The sequence below is a fragment of the Oerskovia sp. NPDC057915 genome (genome assembly GCF_042887685.1).
GTDB lineage: Bacteria > Actinomycetota > Actinomycetes > Actinomycetales > Cellulomonadaceae > Oerskovia.
Genome location: NZ_JBHVOS010000018.1, coordinates 78,288 through 92,339, shown reverse-complemented (window position 1 = coordinate 92,339; position 14,052 = coordinate 78,288). Strand labels below are relative to the sequence as shown.

Annotated in this window: 12 protein-coding genes; 5 read left to right on the top strand and 7 right to left on the bottom strand. The window is 71.6% G+C overall.

Features of this window, described 5'->3' with window-relative positions; all coding sequences use genetic code 11:
* The first annotated feature begins 248 nt into the window (after positions 1 to 248).
* From ACFVQ3_RS13365 to ACFVQ3_RS13355, 3 genes are read left to right on the top strand one after another with little or no spacing between them, the layout of a single operon-like run.
* Complete coding sequence (locus ACFVQ3_RS13365) at positions 249 to 1,475, top strand: SHOCT domain-containing protein (protein WP_387639770.1); 1,227 nt, start codon at positions 249 to 251, stop codon at positions 1,473 to 1,475.
* A gap of 10 nt (positions 1,476 to 1,485) precedes the next feature.
* Complete coding sequence (locus ACFVQ3_RS13360) at positions 1,486 to 2,811, top strand: TFIIB-type zinc ribbon-containing protein (protein ID WP_387639768.1); 1,326 nt, start codon at positions 1,486 to 1,488, stop codon at positions 2,809 to 2,811.
* The gene (locus ACFVQ3_RS13355) at positions 2,811 to 3,086 is read left to right on the top strand and encodes a hypothetical protein (protein ID WP_387639766.1); all 276 of its coding nucleotides are present in this window, start codon (positions 2,811 to 2,813) and stop codon (positions 3,084 to 3,086) included. Before ACFVQ3_RS13360 ends, ACFVQ3_RS13355 begins: the two co-directional genes overlap by 1 nt.
* A 48-nt stretch (positions 3,087 to 3,134) precedes the next feature.
* Here ACFVQ3_RS13355 and ACFVQ3_RS13350 read toward each other — a convergent pair whose 3' ends face one another.
* The 4 genes from ACFVQ3_RS13350 to ACFVQ3_RS13335 form a co-directional block, all read right to left on the bottom strand.
* Complete coding sequence (locus tag ACFVQ3_RS13350) at positions 3,135 to 3,785, bottom strand: hypothetical protein (RefSeq protein WP_387639763.1); 651 nt, start codon at positions 3,783 to 3,785, stop codon at positions 3,135 to 3,137.
* A 61-nt stretch (positions 3,786 to 3,846) separates the two neighbouring features.
* On the bottom strand, positions 3,847 to 4,308 hold the full coding sequence (locus ACFVQ3_RS13345) for a hypothetical protein (protein ID WP_387639761.1): 462 nt from the start codon (positions 4,306 to 4,308) through the stop codon (positions 3,847 to 3,849).
* A gap of 26 nt (positions 4,309 to 4,334) precedes the next feature.
* Positions 4,335 to 6,002, bottom strand: a complete 1,668-nt coding sequence (locus tag ACFVQ3_RS13340; protein WP_387639759.1) for a hypothetical protein — start codon at positions 6,000 to 6,002, stop codon at positions 4,335 to 4,337.
* Position 6,003: 1 nt separating this feature from the next.
* Positions 6,004 to 6,294, bottom strand: coding sequence for a hypothetical protein (locus ACFVQ3_RS13335; protein ID WP_387639757.1), 291 nt, complete (start codon positions 6,292 to 6,294; stop codon positions 6,004 to 6,006).
* A gap of 136 nt (positions 6,295 to 6,430) precedes the next feature.
* Here ACFVQ3_RS13335 and ACFVQ3_RS13330 point away from each other — a divergent pair, with 136 nt between their 5' ends.
* Positions 6,431 to 7,354, top strand: a complete 924-nt coding sequence (locus ACFVQ3_RS13330; protein ID WP_387639754.1) for a Ppx/GppA phosphatase family protein — start codon at positions 6,431 to 6,433, stop codon at positions 7,352 to 7,354.
* A gap of 105 nt (positions 7,355 to 7,459) precedes the next feature.
* On the opposite strand, the gene ACFVQ3_RS13325 is transcribed toward ACFVQ3_RS13330, so the two are convergent.
* Complete coding sequence (locus ACFVQ3_RS13325; protein WP_387639752.1) at positions 7,460 to 8,923, bottom strand: DUF2252 domain-containing protein; 1,464 nt, start codon at positions 8,921 to 8,923, stop codon at positions 7,460 to 7,462.
* 237 nt (positions 8,924 to 9,160) lie between these two features.
* Between ACFVQ3_RS13325 and ACFVQ3_RS13320 the strand changes: the two genes are divergently transcribed.
* On the top strand, positions 9,161 to 10,528 hold the full coding sequence (locus ACFVQ3_RS13320) for an FAD-binding oxidoreductase (RefSeq protein ID WP_387639749.1): 1,368 nt from the start codon (positions 9,161 to 9,163) through the stop codon (positions 10,526 to 10,528).
* A gap of 128 nt (positions 10,529 to 10,656) precedes the next feature.
* Here the strand turns inward: ACFVQ3_RS13320 and ACFVQ3_RS13315 are convergent, their stop codons facing one another.
* Positions 10,657 to 12,333 (bottom strand): glycoside hydrolase family 10 protein, encoded by a 1,677-nt coding sequence (locus ACFVQ3_RS13315; protein ID WP_387639747.1) that lies wholly within the window; start codon positions 12,331 to 12,333, stop codon positions 10,657 to 10,659.
* A 162-nt stretch (positions 12,334 to 12,495) separates the two neighbouring features.
* Entirely contained in the window at positions 12,496 to 13,968 is a 1,473-nt protein-coding gene (purB, locus tag ACFVQ3_RS13310) for an adenylosuccinate lyase (RefSeq protein WP_387639744.1), read from the bottom strand.
* Between the last annotated feature and the right edge of the window lie 84 nt (positions 13,969 to 14,052).

Below are 14,052 nucleotides of genomic sequence, written 5' to 3'. Positions count from 1 at the left end.
CGGAGGTCTGGTCGGTCACCCTCGGTGGGCGCGTGCGTCACCGTCGGCGGGTGCCCGCGCCACCGCCGGTGGGCAGGGCCGTCGCCGTCGGCAGTCCGGTCCGTGAGAGCCGATGCGCCGGAAACTCGCCGATAGTTCCGTTCCGGAACGAAAGTCGATACTGTGCCGATCGCGGACGGGCCCCACGCCCTGACGCGACGAACACAGGTCACGCGCGGCGCCGTCCGCCCGATCGGACGGAGAGCTCGATGGGATTCATCAAGGCCTTTGCTGGTGCCCTCGGAGGCACGCTCGCGGACCAGTGGAAGGACTTCCTGACGCCGCCCACGAACCTCGCGCCGACGGCGGCGCTCTTCCCGGCCGTCGCGCAGGGGCAGAACGCGGGGCGCGGGGCCAACACCAAGGGCTCGGCGAACATCATCACCAACGGGAGCCGGTTCGTGGTCCCCGAGGGCTACGGGCTGCTGACCTTCCAGGACGGCGCCCTCACGGGATTCGTGGCCGAACCGGGCGGGTACCTGTACACGTCCGACGACCAGAACTCCCAGTCGATCTTCGCCGGCAACGGCATCTTGAGCCCCCTGATCACCACGTCGTGGGAGCGGTTCAAGTTCGGCGGGCAGCCGGGGTCGCAGCAGCTCGGCTTCTACGTGAACCTCAAGGAGCTGCCGAACAACCGGTTCGGCACGCAGTCGGAGATCTACTGGGACGACGCCTACCTCGGCGCCCAGGTCGGCGCGATCACCCGCGGCACGTACTCGCTGCGCATCGTCGACCCCATCCTCTTCGTCAAGCAGTTCGTGCCGCTCACGTACCTCGGTGCGAGCGCGAAGGTCTTCGACTTCTCCGACCTCGACAACGACGCGGCGAGCCAGCTGTTCACGGAGGTCGTCGGCTCGCTCGCGGCAGCCTTCTCGAGCTACACCAACGACCCCGACAAGGGGAACCGGATCACCCGGATCCAGAGCGACTCGGTCGGCTTCGCGCAGTCCCTCGCGGGCGCGGTCGAGGAGGGCTACCAGTGGACCTCGTACCGCGGCCTGTCGATCGTCAAGGTCGCGCTCGCCGCGATCGAGTACGACGAGGACACGCGTGCGCTGCTCAGCGACGTCAAGAAGGCCGACGCGCTCGCCGGTGCTCGCGGCAACTCGTTCCTCCAGCAGGCCGCGGCACGCGGCATCCAGGCCGCCGGGGAGAACCCGGGCGGTGCGGGCGGCGGGGCGAACATGGCGATCCTCGGCATGGGGATGAACGCCGCCGGCGGGGCGATGGCCGGGCTGCAGCAGCCCGTCGTGCCCGTCCAGCAGGTGCCGGTCCAGCAGGCGCCCGCACCTGCCGCGTCGCCCGCGCCCGCCGCTGCCCCGGCGGCTGACGACCCCGTCGCGAAGCTGACCCAGTTCAAGTCGCTGCTCGACCAGGGCCTCATCACCCAGGCCGACTACGACGCCGCCAAGGCCAAGGTCCTCGGGTTCTGAGGGACCGACGATGACCGTCCACCAGCCAGAACCTGCAGCACCTCCGCAGCCGTCCCCGCAGCCGCCGGCCCCTGCCTCGGCCTTCACGCCCGAGGCGGCCTTCACGCCCGAGGCGGCCTTCACGCCCGAGGCGGTCTTCACGCCCGAGGCGGGCGGCCCGGTCGTCGTCCGTACCGACGAGGGTGCGAAGGACGGCCTGGTCAAGTGCGCGCGGTGCGGGGCGACGGAGATCTCGCTCAACGTCGCGACCGGGAACCTGCGTTGCTCGTTCTGCCGCTACGAGTGGGCCGACGCCGACAAGCTCGTCGACCTCGGTCTCGACGGCGACATCGGCGCCCTGCGGGGGGTCGTGGGCGGTTCGGGGACGGCCGACATCGTCCCGTCGACCGACGAGGTCCTCACGTTCCGGTGCTCGGCGTGCGGCGCGGACGTCGTCGTCGACACGGCCCACGGCACCCAGGCGCGATGCCACTGGTGCCGCAACGTGCTGTCGGTCAACCAGCAGGTCCCCAACGGCGCCGTGCCCGACGTCGTCCTCCCGTTCCGGCTGCCCAAGGACCAGGCCGTCGCCCGCATCCGTGAGTTCGTGGGCAAGCGGCGGTTCTACGCCCACCGGACGTTCCGGGCCGAGTTCAGCCCGGAGACCGTCGTCGGGGTGTACATGCCGTATCTCGTCGCGGACCTCAACACCCGGTCGCGCCTGGCCGGGCAGGGCGAGCGCCTCGTGCGCTCGTACACCGTGAAGGTCAGGGGCTCCGACGGTCAGGACCGGGACGAGCGCCGCTACGACGCCGACGTCTACGACGTGGTGCGCGAGTTCGACCTCCACGTCGACGACCTGACGATCGAGTCCTCCGCGGACCGCCGCGACCACACGGCCGCGGCGCGGACCAACAACATCATTAACACGATCCTGCCGTTCGACGTCGAGAACGCGGTGCGCTACGACTCCAACTACCTCTCGGGATTCACCGCGGAGCGGCGAGACACGGACGTCGACGACGTGCGAGGTCCTGCGCTCACGCAGGCGAAGGAGATCGCCCGGTTCCGAGCGCTGGCCATGATCGAGGCCTACGACCGTGGGGTCCGGTGGGACCAGCAGGGGCTCGACGTCGTGGGTGAGCGCTGGGTCGCGGCGTACCTGCCGGTGTGGTTGTACTCGTACCACCAGGTCCGCAGGAACGGGAGCTCGCTCCTGCACTACGTCGCGGTCAACGGGCGCACCGGGGAGACCATGGGCTCCGTCCCGGTCAATCGCCGTCGGCTGTTCGCGGTGTCCGTCGTCGTCGAGGCCGTGGCGGCCGTGGCGGCCCTCTTCGTCATGATCGGGTTCTGATGCACGCGCTCGCGCTGGACACGTTGGCGGTCGTCGCCGAGTCCTCCTCCGCGGAGGAGGGTGGTGTGAAGCTCGTCGTCGTCGGCCTGCTCCTCCTCGCGGGGCCGGCCTTCTACTGGTTGACGTGGCGGCGCTATCGCAACGCCGGCGAGCGGCACGACCACCGGAGGGAGACACGGTCGGACGTGCGCGACGTGCGCGGCTCGGACGTCCACGTGCAGCGGCTCATCGGACGGACGAACAGCTCCATGTCCGGCGCGAACCACCGGTCGTAGCCACCGGGCCGGCGGGCACGAGCGCGCGACCGGTCCTCGGTGCGGGCCTCAGTCCCACGAGCTGACCCGGACGATCTGGTCGAAGAGCCCGGTGAGGGGCTCCTCGAGCTCGCCCGCCGGTGCGCTGAAGCTCACCAGGACGAACCGCTTGGTGCCGGGGACCGTCATCCAGTACTCGACCGCGACCGTCGGGAGGGTCTCGTCGCTGTCCGGGTCGGCCACGACGTGCCTGCGCGTGCGCCGGGCGACCTCCGAGGCTCCCGCCGTGAAGCGGTGCAAGGAGTCGGCACCCCCCTCTGTGACGTCTGCGAGGCCGCGTTCGAGGATCGCCATGGTCGCGGTGGCGCTGGTGCCGATCGCGGGAGTGAGCTGCTGCGCGGGGAGCGAGACCATCGCCGTGACCGGCAGCGGCACGCCGGGGACGATCGACAGGGCCACGTGGAACGCCTGACCCTCGCCACCGATGGCGTCGTCGAGGGCCGCCAGGACGCGGCGTTCGAGCTCGATCCGGACGCTCGCGCGGTCGTCGGCCGGGCCTACCTGCGCCGCCACGAGCCGGCGGACCGAGGCGCGTGCCTCGGCACGGTCGTGCAGGGGGACCTGCCACCAGCTGCCGGGAAGCCGCAGGCGAAGCTGCGGGAGGGGAGCGGGCGGGGTGGGCTCCTGGAGCGCGACCGGGGGTGCCGGGGTGTCGCTCATCGTCGGTCCGTCTCGTTCTCAGTGCCGGGTGGGGTGGGCGAGTGGGCCCGCTCGTGGTCGCTCACGCGTCGGCCCGCTGACCGTAGCGTTCGGTCAGGAGGGCGGAGGGCGCGATCAGCGTGTCCCAGGGCACGTCGTAGTCGAGTCCGAGGGCCTCGTCGAAGCCTCTGCCGTTCAAGGTGATCGTGCCGGGGTCGCCGATCCTCTCTCCTTCGGCGAACGGGGCCGGGGCGATCTCGATGCTGATGTTCGACGGTTCCGAGGGGGAGGCGTTCCAGGCTTGGTCGAGGGCGGCGTCGATCGCTGCAAGGAGCGCCGCGTCGTCCCCTTCGCTCACCGTCGGCATGGAGAGCCGGATGCTGAGCTTGTTGGTGAAGATGTCGGTGCGGTAGCGCACCACGGCGTCCTCGACGCCTGGTGCCTCGGCGAGGATGGCGTCGCGGACGTCCTGGGCGTCGTTCTCGGTCGAGCCCGAGCACGCGGTCAGGAGCATGAGCGGGGCCAGGGCGACGGTGCCGATCATGGCGTGACGTCGAGGGTGGGGGCGCACTATTCGCTTCCTTCGTAGGTGTAGTAGATCTCTTTGTCCCCGAAGAACATCGACTGGTCCGCGCGGATCGTCTCGAAGGTGTCCTGCGTCGTGCTCGAGACGTATCCTCCGTCGCGGAGCGAACCGTCGGAGAGGTGGTTGGCGGTCGAGGCGTACTTCTCGGCGTCGTGGCGACCTGCGTCGATGAACGGGCTGGACGACGGTGCGGTGGGTCCGTCCCAGGGGTCCGTGTCGATCGTGGCCCACCGGTCGTGCGGCGGCTTCGGCGCTTCCCCGTCCAGTCGATGCACAGGGTCGCCCCTGTGCTGGTACGAGACGACCGAGACGTCTGACGGGATGTCCATCGCGTCGATCGGCGCGCCGGCCACGACGATCGCCTCGATGTTGTACGGGAGGTCCGGATCGGCGGCGAACTTGCCTGCAAGGATCCCGCCCTGACTGAAGCCGACCATCATGACGTGGTCCTCAGGTCCGATGCCGGCCTTCTCCATGGCCTGCAGCACCATCCGCTCGTAGGCCGCCTTCTCCCCAGGGGTGAGCATGAGGGTCAGGTTGGAACCCAGGTCGTTGGCGGCGCCGGTGTCGCTGCCCAGCTCCCAGTCCTGGGTGCTGGGCGGGATCACTCGCCAGATCGGCAGCCCGTCGGGCCCGGTCCCGACCCGGATGATCTGGACGACGGTCTTGTCGACGTCGCCCAGCTCGTCCACCTTGTGCGCGTCCGTGAAGGCCTCCGTGTAGGGGTCGATCGTGGGCGTCCGGACCTCGACCTGCGTGAACCGCATCTCCGGGGTCTCGCTCGTGACCTCGGCCCACAGTGCAGGCACGAGGATCGGCGCCAGCCCCTTGAGCAGGATCATCGTGGCGCCGATCCCGGCGTCGAGGACCTGGTCCCAGGTGACCCATCCCAGGAGCGCGGGGATCGAGTACACCACGAACGCACAGACGACGAGTGCGAGTGCGAGGACGACGACCACGACGTCGGAGAGCCACTGGAGCACCTGCTCCAGGACGTCCGCGAGCCACTGGTCGACCATCGCGAGGAAGTCCCCGACGGGGGCGAAGAACGCTCCGACCTTGTCGCCGAAGCTGTCGTCGAGCTGGTCCAGCACCGGCCGGATCGCGTCGGCCGCGCGGCGGGCTGCCTCGTCCTTCGCGTCCTCGGCGTCCCGGAACCGGCGCAGCGCGACGTCGAGCGCCTCCTCGCGGTCACGGACGAGCGCGCCGGCCCGCCGCAGCTCGTGGTGCGCGTCGTCCATGGAGGTGTCCGACGCCCCCGACGCGGCGGCCAGGTAGACGTCCTGCTCGGCCTGGTCCTGCCGGGTGTACAGGGACCAGAGCTGGTTGCGCTCGTCGTCGACCACGGTGAGCGCGGCCTGCGCCTCGGCCTGCGCGTCGGCCAGCGCGACGGCGTACACCTTGATGGCGTTGGCCGTGGTCTCGTAGCGGGGGATCACGTTCTCGACGGCGCCCGACACGTCCAGGGTCCGCTCGTGCAGGGCGTCGGCCGCCCGGCCGAAGGACTCGGTGCGGTTCGTGAGGTCCGCGAGCCCGCGGCCCACCTCCCTGATCTGGTCCGCGACGGAGAGGTAGTGGGTGCCGGCCTGCTCGAGCTGGTCGGGATCCCCGCTGAGGGGCTCGAGGTAGGGGACCGCGGAGGCGTGGACCATGTCAGAACTCCACGGTCCGGAGCTGCGCGGCCGTGGCCTCGTCGAGCTCGCGGAACGTGTCGCAGACGGCTTGCGTCGCGTCCGCGACGGCTTGGATCTCCTCGCTGAGCCTCTCGCGCCGCAGGTTCCACGCGCTCGCGAAGTCGTCGATCGCGCTGCCGAGGCGTCGGTGTCCGGCGGCGTCGGCGAGCCCGCGGTTGAACTCCTCGGCGGCGAGGAACTCGGTGCGCAGGGCCCGGAGTCCGGTCGCGGCCTCGGCCATCGCGTCGAGGTCGAGCTTGAGGTCGGGCATGTGCTCCTCTTCCTGGCGGGGTGCCAGGTGGACGATATCCGAGAAGTCGCGCGCCGAGGATGGGGAGCGCTCCCCATGGGCGACGGTCGAGGCGCGGCACCGGGCCCGTCCCGCCTGAGCCCGCTACCGTGGGCCGATGAGACTGGGAGTGCTCGACATCGGTTCCAACACGGTCCACATGCTCGTCGTGGACGCGGTGCGGGGCGCGCGCCCCGACCCGGCGGCGTCGGGCAGGTCCGTCGTCCGCCTCATGCGGTACCTGCAGCCCGACGGCTCGATCTCGGCCGAGGGCGTCGACGCCCTCCTGGTGGCTGCGGACAAGGCCGCAGCCCTGGCCCGCGAGTACGAGGTCGAGGAGTCGTTGGCGCTCGCGACGTCGGCGCTGCGCGAGGCGAGCAACGGCGCCGAGGTGCTGGCCGCGATCGAGGAGCGCGTGGGCGTCCCGATCGAGGTGCTCTCGGGGCCCGAGGAGGCGCGCCTGACGTTCCTCGCTGCGCGGCGCTGGCACGGCTGGGCGTCGGGTCGGCTCATGGTGCTCGACATCGGAGGTGGGTCGCTCGAGATCGCGTCGGGTCTCGACGAGGAGCCCGACGTCGCGGTCTCGGTGCCGCTCGGCGCGGGCCGCATGACGATCGAGTTCCTGCCGGACGACCCGCCGTCGGCCAAGCAGGTCGCGGCGCTCTGGGCCCATGTCCGGGAGGTGCTGGCCGGGGCGCTCGGCGAGATCAAGCGGCTGCCCAGGCCGGACCACGTGGTCGCGACGTCCAAGACGTTCCGGTCGCTCGCGCGGCTCGCGGGCATGAAGGTCGCGGTCGTCGGGCCCGAGGAGCGGTGGCGCATGGAGCGGTCGCAGCTCTCCGACTGGGTGCCGCGCCTCGCGCGCATCCCGGCGACGGGTCGCACCGAGCTGCCCGGCATCACGGCCGAGCGGACGTACCAGATCGTGGCCGGGGGCGTCGTCGCGGAGGAGACCATGAAGGCGCTCAAGGTCGCCGAGGTCGAGATCTGCCCGTGGGCCCTGCGCGAGGGTGCGATCCTGCGGCGCCTGGACCAGATCTGACCCTGCCCCGGGAGGACGTCGCGCGGGTCGCGTCCGGCCACGTCGGGACGGGACGCGTGCGCGCGAGGTGAGCGGCGCCGTCGGGCAGGGAGGGGCGGGCGGGCGTCAGACGCCCTCGACCGCCTCCACGTCCCCTGCCGCGATCGCGTCCACGAGGGCCCGGTGGTCCAGGGCGTTCTGGTCCGCGTAGCGCGTCGCGAACTCGGCGAACGAGCGGTCCGCGACGTCGCCCTTGCCGAGGTACGCGCTGATGGCGAGCGCGTCGCCCGAGCGGGCGTGGCCGCGCGCGAGGACCCACGCGCACATCTGCGCGTACGCGGCCATGGCGACCGGGAGCATGGTCTCGAGGTCGGCCGAGACCTTCCAGTCCCAGAGCTGGCGGAAGTAGTAGTCGTGCCGGCGGTCGTCGGCGCCGTGCACGGTGTTCCAGCCGAGCAGGGCGTCGCTCGTCGCCTGCAGGAGCCGCTGCCCCTCGACCACGCGCCGCCCGTTCTCGGGGTAGGGGCTCGCCGAGGTGTACGGCTCGAGCACGGAGGGCTCGGCCTCCTTGACCTGCAGGAACAGCGGGTCGTCGTTGTCGCGGCCCACGAGGAGCGCGACCCAGCAGCGTGTCCCGACGCTCCCCACGCCGACCACGCGCCGCGCCAGGTCGACGAGGCGGTAGCGGTCGAGCAGGATGCGCCGGGCTCCCGTGAGCGACTCGCCGTACGCCGCGAGCGCCATGGTCACGACGCCGAGGTACCGGGCCTGCTCGTCGGCGTCGTAGAGGTCACGGACCGGGACGAGCAGGGGCGGGTTGCTCTGGAAGCGCAGCTCGCCGTCGTCCCGGAGGACCGTGAGCCGGCGGCGGGCCTTCTGCCGGTCCTTGGTGCGCGCCTTTCGCAGGGCCTTGTGGAGGTTGTCCATGACGGCCGGTGTGACCGAGCCGCGCCACCTGTCGACGATCTCGTCGCCGCGGAGCTGCACGTGCCACAGGTCGAGGTGGCCCAGGTCCGCGAACGACCGCAGGGTCTCGCGGTAGGCGCGCCCCGCACCCAGCACGATCCGCTCGCGCTCGTGGCGCGACATGCCACGGTGACGGCCCGCGATCTCGAGGCTCGCGACGAGCCGTTGCACGTCCCACTCGAAGGGGCCGCGGTGCGTCTCGTCGAAGTCGTTGATGTCGAACACGAGCGATCGTTCGGGCGACGCGAAGCCGCCGAAGTTCGCGAGGTGCGCGTCGCCGCAGAGCTGGACGGTGAGTCCCGTCCTGGGCCCCGCGCCGAGGTCGGCCGCCATGACCGCCGCCGCCCCCCGGTAGAACGAGAACGGTGTCGCGGCCATGCGCCCCATGCGGAGCGGGACGAGCTCGGGGACGCGGCTCGCGTTCTGGGCCTGGAGGATCGCGACGGGGTCGCGGCGGTCGGCGGCCGGCTCCCAGGAGGCGGTCGAGCGACGGTGGAGGAGCGTGCGGGCGGCGCGCCCCTGCTCCTTGCGGTACTCCGGCGGTGGGGTGCCGTGCAGGGGCGGGCGGCCGTCGGGCCGGGTGGGGGGCTGGTCCGGGGACTGGTCCGTCGCGTGGTGGGGCATCGTCGCTCCTCGGGTCCGGGGCGTGCGTGCGCCCTCGCTCATCATGGCGCGCGCGGACACCGCGGGCACGGCGGAACGTCACCGCGGGCGCGGCGGAGCGTGACCGCGGGCGCGGTGGGGCGTCACCGTCGGCGGACATTTCCGTCACCCTCGGTGGACATGTCACCGGGAGCGCTCCCAACCCTCTCTCTGGGGTAGCGCTGCTCCGCGCTCCCCACCGTCCGAGAGGGACTTCCCATGACTGCCCACGACACCACGCAGGACGTCGTGCTCGCCGCGCTCGCACAGGGCGTGGCGGGTCGTGTCCTCGCAGGGACCGACCCCGACGCCCGGCTCTCGGGCATGAACGTCGCGGTCGAGCACCATCCCGACTACGTCGTCCTCGCCACGTCCGCCGCCGACGTCCAGGCGACCGTCCGCACCGCCCGACGCTTCGGGCTGCCCGTCACCGCGTTCAGCACGGGCCACGGGTTCGCGCGCGGGATCGACGGAGGCATCGCCCTGAGCACGGCCGGTCTGACCGGCGTCGAGGTCGACCAGCCCGCACGCACGGCCAGCATCGCGGCCGGCTCCCGGTGGAGGGACGTGCTCGACGTCGTCACGCCCCTCGGGCTCGCGGCCGTCACCGGGTCCTCGCCCGACGTGGGAGCCGTCGGCTTCCTCCTCGGCGGCGGGATCGGCCCCCTCGCGCGCGAGGTCGGGTTCGGGTCGAGCTACCTCGTCGCCGCCGACGTCGTCACGGGCGACGGCACCCTGCTCCACGTCGACGACGAGCACCACCCGGAGATCCTGCGCGCGCTGCGCGGCGGAAAGTGGGGGCTCGGCATCGTCACCTCGGTGACCGTCCGGCTGCTGAACCTCGAGAAGGTGACGGGAGGGAACTTCTTCGCCCTCGGGGACGACGCCGCGACGCTCTTCCGGGCGTACGCGGACTGGGTCCCGAGCGCGCCGTCGGACATCACGACCTCGATCGCGCTGCTGCGCCTGCCGCCGCTCGAGTTCCTGCCCGAGCCGCTGCGCGGCCAGTACGTCGCGAACGTGCGCGTGGCCTCGACCCGGCCGCTGGCCGAGGTCGAGAGCGCCATCGCCCCCCTGCGGACCACCGTCCCGATCCTGATGGACTCGATCGCCGAGATCCCCTACGCGGCGATCGGGGGAGTGCACGCCGACCCGACCGACCCCATGCCGTTCATCGACGGGTCGACCCTGCTCCACACGTTCGAGCCGCAGACCGCCGAGGCCGTGCTCGCGGTCGCAGGACCGCAGTCGCAGGCCCCTCTCATGATGACCGAGATCCGTCACCTCGGCGGGGCGCTCGCCGACGGCACGCACGGTCCCGACTCCGTGACGGGACGCGACGCCGCGTTCGCGCTCTTCACGATCGGTCTGCCCGTCCCCGAGCTGTTCGAGACGGCCGTGCCCGCGGCGATCAACGGCCTGCTCGAGGCGACGCAGCCGTGGTCGCTCGGTCGCACCCAGGCCAACTTCGCCGGCTCGATCAGCCAGGCGGCGCCGATCGACCTGTGGTCACCGGCCGACCAGGCGCACCTCGCGACCGTGCGTCGTGAGATCGACCCCGACGGGAGGTTCGCGCTGCCGGTGTGAGCCGGTGCGGGCCGCTGCCACCGAGGTAGACCCGTGTGCGCGAGGTAGACCTCCGGGAGGTCTACCTCGCGCACACGGGTCTACCTCGGCATCGTCATCTCGACGCGGCTACCTCGGCAGGAGGCGTGTCAGACCGACCAGCGGACCTCGCTGGGCCGCGACTCGTTCCACAGCCGGTCGAGCGCGGTCACGACGTAGGTGTACTTCTTGCCGCGCAGCGCGGTCTCGTCGAGGTAGTCCTGCAGGACCCGCGCCTCGGCACGCTGCGTCGCGACGAGGTGCGCGGGGTTCTCGACGTCGACCTTCGTGACCCACCCGTCGACCCGGTAGATCGCGAACGACGTCGCGGGGAAGCGGCGTCCGCCGGCGTCGGTCCAGTGGACGCGGACGCCGTCGTCGCGCCACCCGGCCCACGCGAGGACCGGGGTGCGCAGCGGCTGCGCGGGGAGCTTCGGGGAGGCGGGCACGAGCGCAGGGTGGCGGTAGTGGTCGGCGAGCACGCGGCTCATGGAGCCCTGCGGGTCGGCCGGGACGTGCTTGGCCGAGAAGTAGACGTTGCCGAGCACGGGCCCGACCTCGGCGTCGACCTGCTGGCTGAAGGTCAGGTGGTTCGACATCTCGGCGGGGTCGGTGAAGACGCCCGACGTGACCTTGTAGAGCGCCTCGCCGATGAAGAGCTGCGTGCCGGACTGGGCCGCGACCTCGGCCCACCACGGCACGAGCTTCGCGTAGTCCGCGACGGCGAGCCCGATCTGCCAGTAGATCTGCGGGTTGATGTAGTCGAGCCACCCCTCGGTGACCCACTTGCGCGTGTCGGCGAACTGCATGTCGTACGACTGCGAGCCGTTGGTCGCCGAGCCGCGCGGGTCGGTCGAGGCGTTGCGCCAGATCCCGAACGGGCTGATCCCGAACTTGACCCACGGCTTGACCTGCTTGATGCGCTGCGAGATGGACTGCACGAACGTGTCGACGTTGTGGCGGCGCCACTCCTCGACCGTCGCGAAGCCTGCGCCGTGGGTCGCGTAGGTGTGCGCGTCGGGGATGGTCTGGCCTGCGACCGCGTAGGGGTAGAAGTAGTCGTCGAAGTGCACGCCGTCGAGGTCGTAGTTCTCGACCGAGTGCAGGATCGCGCGCTGGATGTGCTCCTGCGCCTCGGGCAGGCCGGGGTCGAAGTAGAGCTTGCCGCCGTAGGCCCACACCCAGTCGGGGTGCTGGCGGGCCGGGTGCTCGGGGACGAGCTGGGCGGGGTCGGCCTGCATCGAGACCCGGTACGGGTTGTACCAGGCGTGGATCTCGATGTTGCGCCGGTGCGACTCCTCGACGACGAACGCGAGCGGGTCGTATCCGGGGTCCTTGCCCTGGGTGCCCGTCAGGTACTGCGACCACGGCTCGTAGGGGCTGGGCCAGAACGCGTCGGCCGTGGGCCTGACCTGCACGAACACGGCGTTGAGCCGGTACTGCTCGGCGACGTCGAGCCAGTGCAGGTACTCGGCCTTCTGCTGCTCGGCGGTCAGCCCGGCAGCCGAGGGCCAGTCGATGTTGACGACGCTCGAGATCCACATCGCGCGCAGCTCGCGCTTGCGCGGCACAGGGCCCGACGGCGCCGATTCCGTCGCCGGGACGGGTGCGGTCGTGGCCGCGGCGGGGGAGAGGGAGCCGATCGTCACGCTCAGCGTGCTGGCCGCGATGCCCGCGGTCGCGAGCGTGAGGAATCCGCGACGGCCGAGGCCCGAGGTCTCGGGCGAGGGGGTGGTGGGAGCGGCGGCTACCGCGGTGGGGTCGCTCGGGTGGTGCGTCATGTCCATGCCTCCGTTGGTACGGGTCAGATGCATGGAAGAGAATTTCACAGTTCCCATCATTTGTGAAGGAATCTGCCGACGAGGTCTGCGGACGAGAACGGGGTTGCGGCCGCTATCCGATGGATAACGACCGCAACCCCGTTCTCGGCAGCCCGAGTGAGCCCCCGGTCAGTCCAGGTAGTCGGCCACCAGGCGCTCCGCGATACCCGTGTACGTGCCCGGGGTGAGGTCCGTGAGGCGGCGCGTGACGTCGTCGGGCAGGCCGAGGCCCTGGACGAACTCCCGCATCTCCTCGCCCGTCAGCCGGTGCCCTCGCGTGAGGTCCTTGAGGCGCTCGTACGGGTTCTCCATGCCGGGGACGCCCGCGACCGAGGCCGCGCGCATGGCCGACTGGATGGGCTCGCCGAGCACCTCCCAGTTGGCGTCGAGGTCCGCGGCGAGCAGGTCCGCGTTGACCGCGAGGGCGCGCAGCCCGCGCGAGACGTTGTCCACCGCGAGCAGCGAGTGGCCGAACGCCGGGCCGATGTTGCGCTGGGTCGTCGAGTCCGTGAGGTCGCGCTGCAGGCGTGAGGTCACGAGCGTCGAGGCGAGCGTGTCGAGCAGCGCGCAGGAGATCTCGAGGTTCGCCTCGGCGTTCTCGAAGCGGATCGGGTTGACCTTGTGCGGCATGGTCGAGGACCCCGTCGCGCCCGGCACCGGGATCTGCTTGAAGAAGCCGAGCGAGATGTACGTCCACACGTCGGTGCTGAGGTTGTGCAGGACGCGGTTGAAGCGGGCCAGGTCGCTGTAGAGCTCGGCCTGCCAGTCGTGCGACTCGATCTGCGTCGTCAGAGGGTTCCACGTGAGGCCGAGGCTCTCGACGAAGGACTTCGAGACGGCCGGCCAGTCGACGCCCGGGACGGCGACCGTGTGCGCACCGTAGGTGCCCGTCGCGCCGTTGAGCTTGCCGAGGTACTCGGCGCCCTCGATGCGGCGCAGCTGGCGGCGCAGGCGGTGCGCGAGCACCGCGAGCTCCTTGCCCAGGGTGGACGGCGTCGCGGGCTGGCCGTGCGTGCGGCTCAGCAGCGGGACGGCCGCGTGCTCGCGCGCCATGTCCGCGAGCTGGTCGGTGAGGGCCGTCGCGGCGGGCAGCCACACGTCGCGCACCGCGCCCTGCACCATGAGCGCGTACGACAGGTTGTTGATGTCCTCGCTCGTGCACGCGAAGTGCACCAGCTCGCCCGCCGACGGCAGGACCGTGCCCTCGCCCAGGACGCCCGGCGCGGCTTCGAGGCGACGCTTGATGTAGTACTCGATCGCCTTGACGTCGTGGACCGTGACGCGCTCGATCTCGCCCAGCTCGGCGATGCCCGCGGCGTCGAAGTCCGTGACGATCGCGCGCAGGTACGCCTTCTCGGCGTCGCTCAGCGTGGGTGCGCCCGGGACCACGGGGCCCTCGGTGAGGGCGATGAGCCACTCGACCTCGACGTGGAGGCGCTCGCGGTTCAGCGCGGCCTCGCTCAGGTGGTCGACCAGGGGCGCGACGGCGCCGCGGTAGCGCCCGTCGAGCGGGCCCAGGGCGATGGGCGGGGTGATGTCGGCGAGCGTGGCGCGCTGGGTGGTGGTCACAGGCGCGGCGGAGTCGGCGGAGTCCGTAGGCATGGCGCCATTCTCCCACGCGTGCCCGACGGCGGAGCGGCCGTCTCGCGGTCGTCCCCGGTTGGTCTCGCGCTCGCCGCCCTCGGT

Excerpts from the sequence above, each read along its gene's own strand:
- ACFVQ3_RS13320 (WP_387639749.1), top strand. The coding sequence starts at position 9,161 with ATGACTGCCCACGACACCACGCAGGACGTCGTGCTCGCCGCGCTCGCA.
- ACFVQ3_RS13350 (WP_387639763.1), bottom strand. The coding sequence starts at position 3,785 with ATGAGCGACACCCCGGCACCCCCGGTCGCGCTCCAGGAGCCCACCCCG.
- purB (WP_387639744.1), bottom strand. The coding sequence starts at position 13,968 with ATGCCTACGGACTCCGCCGACTCCGCCGCGCCTGTGACCACCACCCAG.
- ACFVQ3_RS13315 (WP_387639747.1), bottom strand. The coding sequence starts at position 12,333 with ATGGACATGACGCACCACCCGAGCGACCCCACCGCGGTAGCCGCCGCT.
- ACFVQ3_RS13330 (WP_387639754.1), top strand. The coding sequence starts at position 6,431 with ATGAGACTGGGAGTGCTCGACATCGGTTCCAACACGGTCCACATGCTC.
- ACFVQ3_RS13335 (WP_387639757.1), bottom strand. The coding sequence starts at position 6,294 with ATGCCCGACCTCAAGCTCGACCTCGACGCGATGGCCGAGGCCGCGACC.
- ACFVQ3_RS13325 (WP_387639752.1), bottom strand. The coding sequence starts at position 8,923 with ATGCCCCACCACGCGACGGACCAGTCCCCGGACCAGCCCCCCACCCGG.
- ACFVQ3_RS13355 (WP_387639766.1), top strand. The coding sequence starts at position 2,811 with ATGCACGCGCTCGCGCTGGACACGTTGGCGGTCGTCGCCGAGTCCTCC.
- ACFVQ3_RS13345 (WP_387639761.1), bottom strand. The coding sequence starts at position 4,308 with ATGATCGGCACCGTCGCCCTGGCCCCGCTCATGCTCCTGACCGCGTGC.
- ACFVQ3_RS13365 (WP_387639770.1), top strand. The coding sequence starts at position 249 with ATGGGATTCATCAAGGCCTTTGCTGGTGCCCTCGGAGGCACGCTCGCG.
- ACFVQ3_RS13360 (WP_387639768.1), top strand. The coding sequence starts at position 1,486 with ATGACCGTCCACCAGCCAGAACCTGCAGCACCTCCGCAGCCGTCCCCG.
- ACFVQ3_RS13340 (WP_387639759.1), bottom strand. The coding sequence starts at position 6,002 with ATGGTCCACGCCTCCGCGGTCCCCTACCTCGAGCCCCTCAGCGGGGAT.